Below are 12725 nucleotides of genomic sequence, written 5' to 3'. Positions count from 1 at the left end.
CGTCGATCAGATGGTTCCCGCGCGGGCGGGCCGCGTGATACACACGTGCGGTCATCTTTCCTGTCCGCCAGCAGGGAGTTACCGCATGTCAGCGACACGACGTCAGATCCTGGGCCGTACCGGCGCGCTGGGTGCCTCCATCGCCTTCACCGGGAGCATCCAGGAGATCTTCGCCGGTACGGCCATGGCCGACGCACCCGGCCCGGGGGCGCCGGACGCCGCCGGGCGCGGCGGCTACGGTCCGCTCGTACCCGACCCGGACGGGCTGCTCGACCTCCCCGAGGGCTTCCGCTACCGCGTGCTGTCCCGCGAGGGCGACGCGCTGCGGTCCGGTGAGGGCCAGGTCCCCAGCCACTGCGACGGCATGGCCGCCTTCCCGGGCCGGGCGAGCGGCAGAGGGAGCCGTACGCATCTGGTCCGCAACCATGAGAACCGCAAGGACGCCGCGATCCGCGTCCCCGCCGTCAAGGGCCTGACCTACGACCCGATGGGCATGGGCGGCTGCACCGCCCTCGCGCTCGACTCCGCCAACCGGGTGCTGTCGGAGCGGGTCGCCATCGCCGGTACGGCCGTCAACTGCGCGGGCGGTCCCACGCCCTGGCACACCTGGCTGACCTGCGAGGAGACCGAGGACAGGGCCGGTACGAACGGCTACACCAAGGACCACGGGTTCATCTTCGAGGTCGACCCGTACGATCCGCGCCGCACGGGCGCCGTACCGCTCACCGCCATGGGCCGCTTCCAGCACGAGGCGATCGCCGTCGACCCGCGCAGCGGGGTCGTCTACGAGACCGAGGACGCCTTCGAGAGGCCCTTCGGCCTCTTCTACCGCTTTCTGCCCCGTAAACCCCTCGGCGGGACCGGATCGCTGCGCGCGGGCGGAAAGCTCCAGGCCCTGCGGGTGCCGGGGGTGGCCGACCTGTCCACCATCCAGGAGCCGGGGACGTCCTTCGGCGACATCGAATGGGTCACCGTCCCCGATCCGCTCGCGACGGAAACCCCCATCCGCTTCCAGGACTTCGGCCCGGGCGGGATCACCCACGCCCAGAAGCTGGAGGGCTGCTACTGGGGCGGGAACTCGGTCTACTTCGTCTCCAGCTTCGCCAAGAGCGCGGACGGCTCCGGCGCCGACCACTTCGGGCAGATCTGGCGCTACGACCCGCAGCGGCACCGGCTCACCCTGGTGATCGTCTTCGGGCCGGACACGGACGTGCAACTGCCCGGTGAGTCACCGGACAACATCACGCTCGCGCCCAGCGGCGGGCTGATGGTCTGCGAGGACGGCGAGGGCGCGCAGCACGTCTACGGGCTGACCCGGCGCGGCGAGGTCTACCCGATGGCGCGCGGGCGCCAGAACATCGGCAGCGAGGACGAGCCCGAGTGGGGTGAGTTCGCGGGCGTCACCTTCGCCCCGGACCGCCGCACGATGTACGTGAACTGCTACACCCCGGGCACCACGTTCGCGATCACCGGCCCCTGGCGCCACTGACGCTCCCCGTGCCTCCTGTCCCGCGCGACCGGGACGGGAGGCACGGCCTTGCTGCGGAATACTGCCGGCTTACCGTCGGCTTACTGCCGACGCGAGGCGAGCGCACAGGCGATCGCCGTCGCCCCGGCGGCGAGCACGGCGGTCACGGCGAGCGGCAGCAGCGGCATGGTCACGGTGCCGCTGCGCGAGCCGTTGACCAGGCCCGATACGGCCGCGTTCGCGGGCGAGGCGCCGATCACGGACACCAGCAGCGCGGCGAGCGCGGTCGAGAGGATGGCCCAGCCGGGGCGGCGCAGCAGCGGCCGGTTGCAGAGCGCGCCGACGGCCGTGCCCAGCAGCGCGCAGGCGAGCGCGGCCAGCAGCCCGGCGCCGGTCGCCGCCGCCAGGGGAACGGCGACCCGCCCGTCCGCACTGCGCGGATCGCCGACCAGCGCGACGTACGACGTCCCGGCGACCCCGAGGACCACCGCCGCCCCCAGCCCGGTCAGCACCCCGGCCAGATGCACCCGCCCGGCCCCCCGCGCGGCAGCCGCGCAGGCCCGCGCCGCGGCGGGCTCGTTGGTGACGCACACCCGCACCAACCACGCGGCCACGGGCAGCACCCCGGCGGCGGCGTACCCGAAGGAGTCGAGCACCGGCTGCCCGGCCTGCACCCCGATGCCCATGAAGGCGGCGTAGAGGATGAGCGGCGGCAGCCAGCGATGCGAACGGGCCAGCAGCGCCATCTGATAGCGCAACAGGGCGGTCATACGTCCTCCGGAACTTCGGTCACCGCGCGGATGCGCCAGGGCGGGTCGGCGGTGAGGAGGGCCCGCAGCAGATCATCGGAGTCCGCGGCCCCAACCGTAAACCGCACGACCCGCCGATCGCCGTCCGGCGCGGGCCACGAGGGTTCCCCCGGCACGGCCTCGTCGCCGACGTTCGGTGCGCCCTGCGTGGCCTGCCCGGCCTCGGTACGGGGGTCCGGCGCGGCCTGCCCCGCCACCCCGGGCTGCGCGGCCCTCGCGGCCCGATCCGGCTCTGCGACAGGCCGGGCCTCGCCACCGGGACCCGGCGCGGCCTGCTCGGGCCCACCCGGCACGCCCTGCCCGCTGTGCGCGGTCGTATCGCCAGGGCCCGGCTGCGCGGCATGCCCCACCACCCCGACCCGTGCGGCGTACCCCGTCTGCCCGTTCTGCCCGGGACGCGCGCCCGGCCTGCCCTCATCGCCAGGCCCCGGCACAGGCTGCCCGGTCTGCCCGGGCTGTGCGGGGCCTGAGCCCGGCCCGGCCCCGTCGCCGGGATTCGTCGGGCCCTGCGGCGCCTGCCCCAACTGCACAGCGCGCGCAGCCCCGTCGTCGGGGTTCGACGCATTCTGCGGCGCCTGCCCGACCCGGGCGGCCCGCCCGGTTTCGGGGCCGGGGCGCGGCCCGGGGGCGGGCTCGTACTGCGGCGCGCCGGGGAGGTTCGCGGGGAGGGCGGCTCCCGGCGGGCGCTCGGCCTCCACCCGGACCCGCGGTCCGGCGATGGCCGGGGACGCGCCGCGATCCGGCGGCGTCGCGGCCGACGGGCCCGGCGCTTCACCGGGCCCGGGCGGGCCCCCGGCCGCCGGGGCCGGGACCGGCTCCAGGCGGGTGTCCGCGACGCGGAACACCGCGTCCGGGGCGCCGGACAGGCGGCGGGGGTCGTGGTCGACGAAGACCACCGCGGCGCCCCCGGCGACCCGCTCCGCGACCGCCTCGTCCAGGACGGCGCGCGCGGCGCGGTCGAGGCCGGTCCAGGCCTCGTCCAGGACGAGCAGGGCGGGCGCGGCCAGGAGCGCCTGGGCTACGGCGACCTTCTGGCTGGTGCCCTTGGACAGCTCGGCGAGCGGGGTGGCCGCGTACGCGTCCGCGCCGAAGCGCTCCAGCCACTCCCCCGCCCCGCGCGCCGCCTCGGCCCGGCCCAGGCCGTGGATCCGGCCCAGGTGGGTGAGGTAGCCGAGGACGGAGAAGGGCAGCTCGGCGGGGAACCGCTCGGGAACGTACGCGGTGCGCGGGCGGTCGGTGATCCGGCCCGAGGTGGGGGCGTCGATCCCGGCGAGCAGCCGCAGCAGGGTGGATTTGCCGCTGCCGTTCGTCCCCTCGACGCGGGTCAGCGAGCCCGGCGGTACGTCGAGATCGACGCCGCGCAGCACCCAGGGCCCGGCCAGGCCGTAACGGCGCCCGACTCCTCGCAGTCTCATGCTGGTTGAGCATAGGCACTCGGGCGGCGGCCCGCCGCCGCTGTCGGCGGGTGCTGGCAGACTGGACCGCGTGACCAGCTCAGACGCCATCCCCGCCAGTCCCCCCACTCCCCACGGCAGCCCGTTCCGGCGCGCGGAGACGGACCGGGACGCGGCGCCGCAGTTCGTGCTGCCCCTGGTGGTGCGGATCGAGAAGGCCGCGCCCCCGGCCCGTACGGACGCCTTGGAGACGGCGGCGCGGGCGGTGCTGGTCCTGCTGTCGGACGAGCGGTCGACGGCGGAGGACGGCGAGTGGGCGGAGGCCGTGCGGGACTGGCAGGACGCCCGGATCCGGAAGGTCGTACGGCGGGCGCGGGGCGCGGAGTGGCGGCGGGCGCAGACGCTGCCGGGCATCACGCTCACGGGCGGGGCGGCGGCGCACGGGGACGGCCCGGCGGCCGAGGTGCGGGTGTTCCCGCCGGTGCCGCTGGACGGCTGGCCCAAGGAGCTGGCCAAGCTCCAGGTCTCCGGCACCGAGCTGGACGACCCCGCGCCCCCGCCCGCGCCGGACCCGGCCGGGCCGGTGCTGTGGCTGAACCCGGGGGTCACGATGTCGGCGGGCAAGACGATGGCGCAGGCCGGACACGGCGCACAACTGGCGTGGTGGGAGCTGGACGAGGCGCGGCGGGCGGCGTGGCGCGAGGCCGGTTTCCCGCTGTCGGTGCGGACGGCCCCGGCCGAGCGGTGGGGCGCGCTCGCCGGGAGCGGTCTGCCGGTCGTACGGGACGCGGGCTTCACCGAGATCGCCCCCGGGGACACCGTCGTGGCCGAGGGCGGCAGCCGCTTCTGCCCGCTCCCCCGCACACGACGGTCGTGAGCGGGGGATCGCTTCGGGCGGCGGATCAGGTGGCGATGGTCGCGATGGGGTCGAGGCCGTAGGTGCGGGCGTAGCCGTTCTCGGTACCGACGAGGAGGTCGACGACCTCGAAGTAGCGGTCCCAGAACGGGGTTTCGCGCAGGACGTCGATGAGGAGCTGGTAGGCCTCGTGGTCGTCGGCTTCCCAGAGCCAGACGTCGGTGACGCGCGTGGAGTAGAACTCCGTGTCGTAGAAGCGTGACCGGACGCCCTTGGTCTTGGCCTCGATGGCGGGGATGACCTGGGTGGCGAATGCGTCGACCCGTTCCTCGGGGGTCATGGCGAGCCACTCGGGCCGGGTCTTGATGAGCATGAAGGCGGTGACCGGCGGGGCGGTGTGCGGCGCGGCGGACATGGCGGATCCTCCAGGTTCGGCAGGTGAGGGACGTACCGGATCGGCACCCGTTCATCCTGCGGAGGACAACTGCGTTGCCACAATGGGAACTTCAGCAAGGGATCATTGACTGAAATGGAATTACCAAGGTGAGCAGTCCGAACAGCCCAGAGCCGGTCGCTCCCGGGCCGACCATCGACGCCAATCTCGCCGTCGCGCTGGACGCGCTGCTGACCGAGCAGAGCGTCACCCGCGCCGCCGCGCGCCTGCGTACCTCGCCCGCCGCCATGAGCCGCACCCTGGCCCGCCTCCGCCGCGTCCTCAAGGACCCGCTCCTGGTCCGGGCCGGGCAGACCATGGTCCCCACGCCCCGCGCCCAGGCCCTGCGCGATGAGGCGGCCACGGTGGTGCGCCGCCTCGGGGCGCTGCTCACCCCCGGGCCCGGCGTCGACCCCGCCACCCTGCGCACCACGTTCACCCTCCAGGCCGCCGACGTGGTCGGCGCGGCGCTGGCCCCGGGGCTGCTGGAGCTGACCCGGCGGGAGGCGCCGGGAGTATCCCTGCGGTTCCGGGCCGAGGAGTTGGAGGCCGGACCGGCCCTCCGCGACGGCGGGATCGACCTGGAGGTCGGGGCCATCGACCACGTGGACCCCGAAACGCAGGTCGAAGAGCTGGTCACCCTCCGGATGGCGGCGGCCGTCCGGCCCGGCCACCCGCTCACCGAAGCGCCCTTGACCCCGGCCCGGCTCGCCGCCGCCGAACACGTCGGGGTCAGCCGCCGCGGCCGGTTCACCGGCCCCCTGGACACCGCCCTGGCCGAACGGGACCTCCACCGGCGGGTCACCGTCGTCCTCCCCAGCCACCTGGCCGCGATGACCCTCGCCGCCCGCGGCGATGTCGTCTGCCTCGTCCCCGCCCCGCCCCCCGGCGCCGCGCCCTCTCCGCTCACCGACGCCGCCACCGCCCTCGGCCTGCGCCTCCTCGACATCCCGCTGCCGCTGCCACCGGTGATCATCGGCATGGCCTGGCACCCCCGGCACGCCGCCGACGGAGCACACCACTGGCTCCGCGACGCCGTCCGCCGGACGCTCGGCACAAAATCGCTCGTGCGGGGCGCGCACACCGCCGTACCGTGACCGGGCTGACGATCTCGGCATCACGAGTTCACGGGACCCACGGGCCCCACGACGGAGGACGGGGAACGGTGGAGCAGCACAACGGGTGGGCCGACGAGGGGTTCGGCGCCGTCGCCGACACGTTCTCGCGGAATTTCGCCGAGTTTCCCGAACTCGGCTCGGCCGTCACGGTGTTCGTCGGCGGACGCAAGGTCGTGGAGCTGTGGGGCGGGATCGCGGACGAGCGCACCGGCCGGGCGTGGGAGCGGGACACGGCCGTACCGGTCTTCTCCTGCGCCAAGGGCATCGTGAGCCTGTGCGCCCACCTCCTCGCCCAGGAAGGCCGCCTCGACCTCGACGCCCCGGTGAGCCGGTACTGGCCCGCGTTCGCCCGGCACGGCAAGGACACCATCACCTGCCGCATGGTCCTCGGGCACCGAGCGGGCGTTCCCGCCCTGGACGCGGTGCTCGGCTTCGAGGAGATCACCGCCTGGGCACCGGTGATCCGCGCCATCGAGGAGCAGCACCCGCTGTGGGAGCCGGGCACGGCGTACGAGTACCACGGCCACGTCTTCGGCTTCCTCATCGGCGAGGTCATCCGGCGGATCACCGGGCTCACCCCGGGCGCGTACTTCCGCACCGCCGTGGCCGAGCCACTGGGGCTACGGGCCTGGATCGGCCTGCCCGCGCGGGAGATGGACGGCCGCGCCCGCCTCGTCGAAGCCGAGGGACGGCCCGGGATGCCGGGCCCCGAGCATCTGCTGACCCGCATCGTGACGATGAACGGCGCGCTGGTCTTCCCCGGCACCGACGAGCCGCACGGCTGGAACGACCCGGCGCTGCTCGGCGCGGAGCTGCCCGGCGCGGGCGCCACCGCGTCGGCGAGCGGTCTCGCCGGGATGTACGCGGCGGCCGTGACCGGCGTCGAGGGCCATCAGCGGCTGCTCAGCCCGGAGACGGTGACGGACGCGGTCCGCGAGGTGTCGTCCGGCCGGGGCTGGCTGGGCTTCGACGCCGGGGCGCGCTGGGGCGCGGGCTTCCTGCTCGACTCGGCGGCCTTCCGCCCGATGCTGGGCGAGCGCAGCTTCGGCAACGACGGGGCGGGCGGCCAGTTCGCCTTCGCCGACGACGAGTACGGCGTGGGCTTCGCGTACGTCGCCAACCGCATGATCGGCCACGCCGACGCCCGCGCCACCCGCCTGACCGAGGCCGTACGCGCCTGCGTGAAGGGTCGCTGACGCTGCTCCGCGCCCCGGGCCGGATCTGCCGAGCGCGGGGCCGGATCAGACGCGGGCCAAGCCGGGCGCCGAGCCGGATCAGACGCGAGCCAAGCCGGACGCCGAGCCGGGTCAGGCGCGACGTCCGTTGCGCAGCGCGCGCGACACCACCGGCGGCAGCACATCGGCGGCCAGCCGCCGGACCTGGCTGAGGCGGCGCGACACGCACGCCGGACCCGGGGCCGGGTCGGACGCCGGGCCGAGCGCGGGACCGGGCCGCATCCGGCGCGCGACCGGCCAGGCGCCGGGCCCGGCCAAGCCCGGCGCCCGCGCGCCCGGGGCCGGGTCAGGCGCGGCGGCGCTTGCGGATCGCGCGCGTCACCACCGGCGGCAGCACGTCGGCGGCCAGCCGCCGGACCTGGCTGGGGCGGCGCGGGGCGGACGCCGACGCCGGGGCGGCGGGTGCGCGGCCCGCGTTCGAGGCGGGGGCGGCGGCGGGCGCCTCGTCGGCGTAGCGGGACCTCGGCGCCGCCGGGTTCTTCGGCTTACCGGAGAACCGCAGCACCCGGCTGCCCGCGATCTCCTGGCGGCTGGTGTGCATCCCGCGGCGCCACACCTCGTCCGCGAGCATTTCTTCCTGGATGGGGCCGGGGTCGCCCCACATGCCGTAGAGCTTCTGGGTGGTCAGGCAGATGGGCCGCAGCCCGCGGTTGAAGACCGCCTCCCACGCGGCGGCGGCCACGCCGGGGGTGTGCTCCGAGCGGAAGTCGTCGAGGACGACGATGCCGCCGGGCAGCAGGACGTCACGCGCGGCGCCGATGTCGCCCTCGACGTGCTCGTACAGGTGCGAGGCGTCGACGTGGACGAAGCGGCAGGTGTCGTCGTCCACGAGGCTGGGCACGATCGAGGTCGTGCCCTGGAGGATGTGGGGCAGCTCGTCGTGGAACGCCAGGTAGTTCTGCTCGAAGGCGGTGCGGGTGAGGGTGGAGTACGACTTCCGGGCCTCCGCCGCGTTGTTCTCGTCCGGCGCGTCCTCCGCGTCGAAGAGGTCACAGACCGTGAAGCGCTCGTCAGCCCGCAGGTACGCGGCGGTGAAGATGGCGCTCTTGCCCATGTAGGCGCCCATCTCCATGAGGTCCCCGCGCTCCCCGAGGCGCTCCTGACGCCTCAGGAAGAAATCGAAGAGCACTTGGTCAAGGCTGGGGAACCACCCCTTGACGTCATGGAGGCTGCGGGGGCGCTGCGCTGCTGCGGCGGTGGTGGCCGTCATTGGTGCTCTCTGTTCCTCGAAGGCGGTCGGGAGAGACGTCATCGCGGGCCACGGTGGCAGTGGCAAGCAACGCCGGGACGTCACGGTTGTGTGTTTTGTGTGACCAGAACACCGGGCGACCAGGCCGCCACGGGGGGTCAGTGACCGGGACGGCGCGGAATGGGGTCTTACGGAGCGATGACGGGACGGCGCGGACACGGGCTCCCGGACCGCTGAACGCCTAGCGTCGGGGCCATGCGCGTACTGGTCACCGGAGGCGCGGGCTTCATCGGCTCGCACATCGTCACCGCTCTCATCGACCGCGGCCATGAGCCGGTCGTCCTCGATGCCCTGCTGCCCGCCGCCCATCCGGCGGCGCCGCCGCGGCAGTCGGGCGCCGAGTGGATCCACGCCGACGTACGGGACCGGGCGGCGGTGGAGACGGCGCTGCGCGGGGTGGACGCCGTCTGTCACCAAGCGGCGATGGTCGGCCTCGGCAAGGACTTCGCCGACGCCCCGGACTACGTCGGCTGCAACGACCTGGGCACCGCGGTCCTGCTGGCGGCCATGGCCGGGTGCGGGGTGCGCGCGCTGGTGCTGGCCGGGTCGATGGTGGTGTACGGGGAGGGGCGCTACGACTGCCCCCGGCACGGCCGGGTGCGCCCCGGCCCGCGCGCCGAGGCAGACCTGGCCGCAGGACGCTTCGAACCCGGCTGCCCGGACTGCGGGACCCCGCTGCGCCCGGGCCTGGTCGACGAGGACGCACCGGCCGACCCCCGCAACGTCTACGCCACCACGAAGCTGGCGCAGGAGCACCTGGCGGCGGCGTGGGCGCGGGCCGTGGACGGCCGCGCGGTCTCGCTGCGCTACCACAACGTCTACGGGCCGGGCATGCCGCGCGACACCCCCTACGCGGGCGTCGCCTCCTTCTTCCGCTCGGCCCTCGCGCGCGGCGAGGCGCCCACGGTCTACGAGGACGGCGGCCAGCGCCGCGACTTCATCCACGTACGGGACGTGGCCTCGGCCAACGCCGCCGCCCTGGAGACGGTCGCCGCTGCGGCGGAGCCGGGCCGCCTCACCGCGTACAACACCGGCAGCGACGACCCCCATACGATCGGTGAGATGGCCGAGGCGCTGGCCGCCGCCTGCGGCGGGCCCGCGCCGGTGGTCACCGGCGGGTACCGGCTGGGCGACGTACGGCACATCACGGCCTCGTCCCGACGGCTCCGCGCACAACTGGGCTGGCGGCCCGCGATCTCGTTCACCGAGGGCCTGACCGAGTTCGCCCACGCACCCCAGCGCGCGGGAGCCGCCCCGGCGGTGCCTTCGGCGCACGCGTAGCCACGCCCGGGCCGCCCCGGCGGAGCCGGACGACCGCGCACCCGCCTGGGCAACACACCCCCTACGCCCGGGCGGCGGGCAGGCGGACCTCGAAGCGGCAGCCGCCGTCCACGTTCCGTACGGCCGCGTGGCCGTCGTGGGCCTCGACGATGCCGCGGACGATGGCGAGGCCCAGCCCGGCGCCCGCCGGGGGCGTGCGGGCGTGGGTACCGCGCCAGCCGGTGTCGAACACGCGCGGCAGATCCTCCTCCGGGATGCCGCCACAGCCGTCGGTGACGGACAGCACGACGGTGTCCGCCTCGCGCCGGGCGGCCACGGCGACCGTGCCGTCCGCCGGGGTACGGCGGATGGCGTTGATGAGGAGGTTGCCGAGGACGCGGGTCATCTCCTTCCCGTCGACCTCGACCGGGATGGCGTCCACGGGATCGCCGACCAGTTGGACGCCCAGCTCGCGGGCGAGCGGGTCGGCGCCCGCGAGGGCGTCGCCGATCAGGTCGTAGACGGAGATCCGGGTGGGAGCGAGGGACAGCGCCCCGGCGTGGATGCGGGACAGCTCGAAGAGGTCGCCGACCATCGTGTTGAGCCGTTCCACCTCGGTGCGGATCTGGCGGTGGTAGCGGTCCGGGTCGTCCACCATGCCGTCCTCCAGCGCCTCGGACATCGCCCGCAGCCCGGCCAGGGGGGTGCGCAGATCGTGCGAGATCCAGGCGACCAGCTCACGGCGGGAGGCCTCCAGGGCCTGTTCGCGCTCACGTGACTGGGCCAGTTTGGCGCTGGTCGCGGCCAGTTCGCGGCCGAGTTCGGCGAGTTCGGCGGTGGCGGCGCCGCCGGGGGCGGCGAAGCTGCCGCCGTCCCCGAAGGAGCGGGCGGCGAGGGTCAGCTCATGGCTGCGGGCCACCACCCAGCGGCCCAGCAACAGCGCGGTGGCCAGGGACACCACCGCGGCCATGGCGCAGACGGTGGTGACGACCGACAGGTCGTGCGGGGACAGGAACATCGCCCAGGCGACCGCGAGCGTCCCGGCGAGCATGGCCGTCACCGCGACGGCGGCCACGACGGCGAGGGACACGGCGACGGACCGGCCGCGCAGCAGGCGCAGACTGAGCGCGCCCAGCAGCCCGGCCGCGGCGGCGCCGAGGAACGCGACCAGGGCCATCAGCAGCACGTCACGCATGGCGGTCCGGCCCCTTCGGTCCGGCGGCCGGCGCGTCCGGTGCGGCCGGCGCGTCCGGTGCGTCCGGCGCGTCCGGTGCGTCCGGTGCGCTTGACGCGTCCGATGCGCTTGGCGCGTCGAAGCGGTAGCCCACGCCCCAGACGGTCTGGATCAGGCGCGGCGCGGCGGGGTCGTCCTCGATCTTTCCGCGCAGCCGTCGCACATGGACGGTGACGGTGGACAGATCGCCGAAGTCCCAGCCCCATACCTCCCGCATCAGCTCCTCGCGGGTGCAGGCGACCCCGGGGTGGCGCAGCAGGAAGGCCAGCAGGTCGAATTCGCGGAGGGTGAGGGCGAGTTCCCGGCCTTCCTTGGTGGCGCGGCGGGCCAGCGGGTCGAGGGTGATCCCGGCGTGGTGGAGGACGGTGCCGGGCCGCTCAGGGCTGACGGGGGCGGCGGAGGCGCGCGGTCCGGTACGGCTGCGGCGCAGCACGGACTCCACCCGCAGCACCAGCTCGCGCGGGCTGAACGGCTTGGTGACGTAGTCGTCCGCGCCGATCTCCAGTCCGAGGATGCGGTCGTCCTCGTCGCCGCGGGCGGTCAGCATGATCACGGGCACCGGACCCTTGCCGCGGAGCGCGCGGCACACTTCCAGACCGTCCATGCCGGGCAGCATGAGGTCGAGGACGACCAGGTCGGGCCATTGGGCGTCGGCGCGGGCGAGCGCGCCGGGGCCGTCGGCGGCCCGGTCGACGGCGAACCCGGCGCGGGTGAGGTACCCGGCGACGACCTCGGCGACGGTCGGATCGTCGTCCACGACGAGCACGCGGCCGGGAGGCGGTGTCTGCTCCATGCGCTCCAGCCTGGCACCCGCCCGGGCGTGCCGTGCCTCCCCCGGCCGGGGACGGGGGTGACGTCCGTGTTTCGTAAGGACCCGAAGCCCGGAATGTGGCTTTTTGGTTCGTAGGGTGGGCCGGGTGACCCACTCACCCCCTCTCCGTGCGGACGTCGTCCTCCCGTGTCTGGACGAGGCCGCCGCCCTGCCCTGGGTGCTGGAACGCATCCCCGCGGGCTGGCGCGCCATCGTCGTCGACAACGGTTCGACGGACGGCTCGGCCGCCCTCGCCCGCTCCCTCGGCGCCACCGTCGTCCATGAGCCCCGCCGGGGCTTCGGCGCCGCCTGCCACGCCGGACTGCTCGCCGCCGACGCCGACGTCGTCTGCTTCTGCGACTGCGACGCCTCGCTCGACCCCGGGCTGCTGGCGGGCTTCGTGCGGAGCGTCGCGGACGGCGACGCCGACCTCGTCCTGGGGCGCCGCCGCCCGCAGGCGCGCGGCGCCTGGCCGGTGCATGCCCGGCTCGGCAACCTCGCCCTGTCCCGGATGGTGCGGCGGCGCACCGGAGTCGCGCTGCACGACCTCGGGCCCCTGCGGGCCGCCCGGCGCGAACCGCTGCTGGCCCTGGGCCTCACCGACCGGCGCAGCGGCTACCCGCTGCAGATGGTCGTACGGGCCGCCGACGCGGGCTGGCGGATCGAGGAGCGCGACGTGCCGTACCGGCCGCGCACCGGAAAGTCGAAGGTCACCGGCACCTGGCGGGGCACCTGGCACGCGGTGCGCGACATGCGGGCGGTCCTGCGCCAGCCGCCGTCCACGGCTCCGGCCTCCTCCGGCGACGGCAACGGCGACCGCGACCGCGACCGCGCGGAGGTTGCCCGGTGAGCGCGTTG

The 12725-nt window shown here is 75.1% G+C and carries 12 protein-coding genes and 1 pseudogene; 6 read left to right on the top strand and 7 right to left on the bottom strand.

What is annotated here, in order from left to right; all coding sequences use genetic code 11:
* Positions 1-85 precede the first annotated feature (85 nt).
* Entirely contained in the window at positions 86-1489 is a 1404-nt protein-coding gene (locus ACZ6CL_RS18470) for an alkaline phosphatase PhoX (RefSeq protein WP_468937170.1), read from the top strand.
* Between the two features lie 80 nt (positions 1490-1569).
* Here the strand turns inward: ACZ6CL_RS18470 and ACZ6CL_RS18465 are convergent, their stop codons facing one another.
* Entirely contained in the window at positions 1570-2238 is a 669-nt protein-coding gene (locus ACZ6CL_RS18465; protein ID WP_468937169.1) for an ABC transporter, read from the bottom strand.
* 659 nt (positions 2239-2897) lie between these two features.
* Positions 2898-3692 (bottom strand): annotated as a pseudogene (locus ACZ6CL_RS18460) (ABC transporter ATP-binding protein); the annotation flags it as partial.
* 70 nt (positions 3693-3762) lie between these two features.
* Between ACZ6CL_RS18460 and ACZ6CL_RS18455 the strand changes: the two are divergent.
* Positions 3763-4548 (top strand): peptidyl-tRNA hydrolase, encoded by a 786-nt coding sequence (locus tag ACZ6CL_RS18455; protein ID WP_468937168.1) that lies wholly within the window; start codon positions 3763-3765, stop codon positions 4546-4548.
* Positions 4549-4573: 25 nt separating this feature from the next.
* Here the strand turns inward: ACZ6CL_RS18455 and ACZ6CL_RS18450 are convergent, their stop codons facing one another.
* Positions 4574-4942, bottom strand: a complete 369-nt coding sequence (locus tag ACZ6CL_RS18450; RefSeq protein ID WP_468937167.1) for a darcynin family protein — start codon at positions 4940-4942, stop codon at positions 4574-4576.
* Positions 4943-5061: 119 nt separating this feature from the next.
* Between ACZ6CL_RS18450 and ACZ6CL_RS18445 the strand changes: the two genes are divergently transcribed.
* Together ACZ6CL_RS18445 and ACZ6CL_RS18440 are read left to right on the top strand one after the other, a co-directional pair.
* The gene (locus tag ACZ6CL_RS18445; RefSeq protein WP_468937383.1) at positions 5062-6057 is read left to right on the top strand and encodes a LysR substrate-binding domain-containing protein; all 996 of its coding nucleotides are present in this window, start codon (positions 5062-5064) and stop codon (positions 6055-6057) included.
* A 68-nt stretch (positions 6058-6125) separates the two neighbouring features.
* Positions 6126-7274: a serine hydrolase domain-containing protein gene (locus ACZ6CL_RS18440; protein ID WP_468937166.1), complete on the top strand. Its 1149-nt coding sequence runs from the start codon at positions 6126-6128 to the stop codon at positions 7272-7274.
* A 111-nt stretch (positions 7275-7385) separates the two neighbouring features.
* Here the strand turns inward: ACZ6CL_RS18440 and ACZ6CL_RS18435 are convergent, their stop codons facing one another.
* Positions 7386-7571: a hypothetical protein gene (locus ACZ6CL_RS18435; protein WP_468937165.1), complete on the bottom strand. Its 186-nt coding sequence runs from the start codon at positions 7569-7571 to the stop codon at positions 7386-7388.
* Positions 7572-7599: 28 nt separating this feature from the next.
* The gene (locus tag ACZ6CL_RS18430) at positions 7600-8523 is read right to left on the bottom strand and encodes a class I SAM-dependent methyltransferase (protein ID WP_468937164.1); all 924 of its coding nucleotides are present in this window, start codon (positions 8521-8523) and stop codon (positions 7600-7602) included.
* A gap of 234 nt (positions 8524-8757) precedes the next feature.
* Between ACZ6CL_RS18430 and ACZ6CL_RS18425 the strand changes: the two genes are divergently transcribed.
* Positions 8758-9843 (top strand): NAD-dependent epimerase/dehydratase family protein, encoded by a 1086-nt coding sequence (locus tag ACZ6CL_RS18425; protein ID WP_468937163.1) that lies wholly within the window; start codon positions 8758-8760, stop codon positions 9841-9843.
* 61 nt (positions 9844-9904) lie between these two features.
* Here the strand turns inward: ACZ6CL_RS18425 and ACZ6CL_RS18420 are convergent, their stop codons facing one another.
* Together ACZ6CL_RS18420 and ACZ6CL_RS18415 are read right to left on the bottom strand one after the other, a co-directional pair.
* On the bottom strand, positions 9905-11017 hold the full coding sequence (locus ACZ6CL_RS18420) for a sensor histidine kinase (RefSeq protein WP_468937162.1): 1113 nt from the start codon (positions 11015-11017) through the stop codon (positions 9905-9907).
* Positions 11010-11849 carry a response regulator transcription factor gene (locus ACZ6CL_RS18415; protein ID WP_468937161.1) on the bottom strand — a complete coding sequence of 280 codons (840 nt, stop codon included), beginning with the start codon at positions 11847-11849 and terminating at the stop codon, positions 11010-11012. The genes ACZ6CL_RS18420 and ACZ6CL_RS18415 overlap by 8 nt, the downstream gene beginning before the upstream one ends.
* A 115-nt stretch (positions 11850-11964) precedes the next feature.
* Here ACZ6CL_RS18415 and ACZ6CL_RS18410 point away from each other — a divergent pair, with 115 nt between their 5' ends.
* Positions 11965-12717 carry a glycosyltransferase family 2 protein gene (locus ACZ6CL_RS18410; RefSeq protein WP_468937160.1) on the top strand — a complete coding sequence of 251 codons (753 nt, stop codon included), beginning with the start codon at positions 11965-11967 and terminating at the stop codon, positions 12715-12717.
* Positions 12718-12725: the final 8 nt, after the last annotated feature.

The sequence above is a fragment of the Streptomyces sp. NPDC041200 genome (assembly GCF_055591805.1).
The sequence above is the reverse complement of the archived record's forward strand: the minus strand, read 5'-3'. Positions and strand labels throughout refer to the sequence as shown.

Excerpts from the sequence above, each read along its gene's own strand:
- ACZ6CL_RS18470 (WP_468937170.1), top strand. The coding sequence starts at position 86 with ATGTCAGCGACACGACGTCAGATCCTGGGCCGTACCGGCGCGCTGGGT.
- ACZ6CL_RS18465 (WP_468937169.1), bottom strand. The coding sequence starts at position 2,238 with ATGACCGCCCTGTTGCGCTATCAGATGGCGCTGCTGGCCCGTTCGCAT.
- ACZ6CL_RS18450 (WP_468937167.1), bottom strand. The coding sequence starts at position 4,942 with ATGTCCGCCGCGCCGCACACCGCCCCGCCGGTCACCGCCTTCATGCTC.
- ACZ6CL_RS18430 (WP_468937164.1), bottom strand. The coding sequence starts at position 8,523 with ATGACGGCCACCACCGCCGCAGCAGCGCAGCGCCCCCGCAGCCTCCAT.
- ACZ6CL_RS18425 (WP_468937163.1), top strand. The coding sequence starts at position 8,758 with ATGCGCGTACTGGTCACCGGAGGCGCGGGCTTCATCGGCTCGCACATC.
- ACZ6CL_RS18420 (WP_468937162.1), bottom strand. The coding sequence starts at position 11,017 with ATGCGTGACGTGCTGCTGATGGCCCTGGTCGCGTTCCTCGGCGCCGCC.
- ACZ6CL_RS18415 (WP_468937161.1), bottom strand. The coding sequence starts at position 11,849 with ATGGAGCAGACACCGCCTCCCGGCCGCGTGCTCGTCGTGGACGACGAT.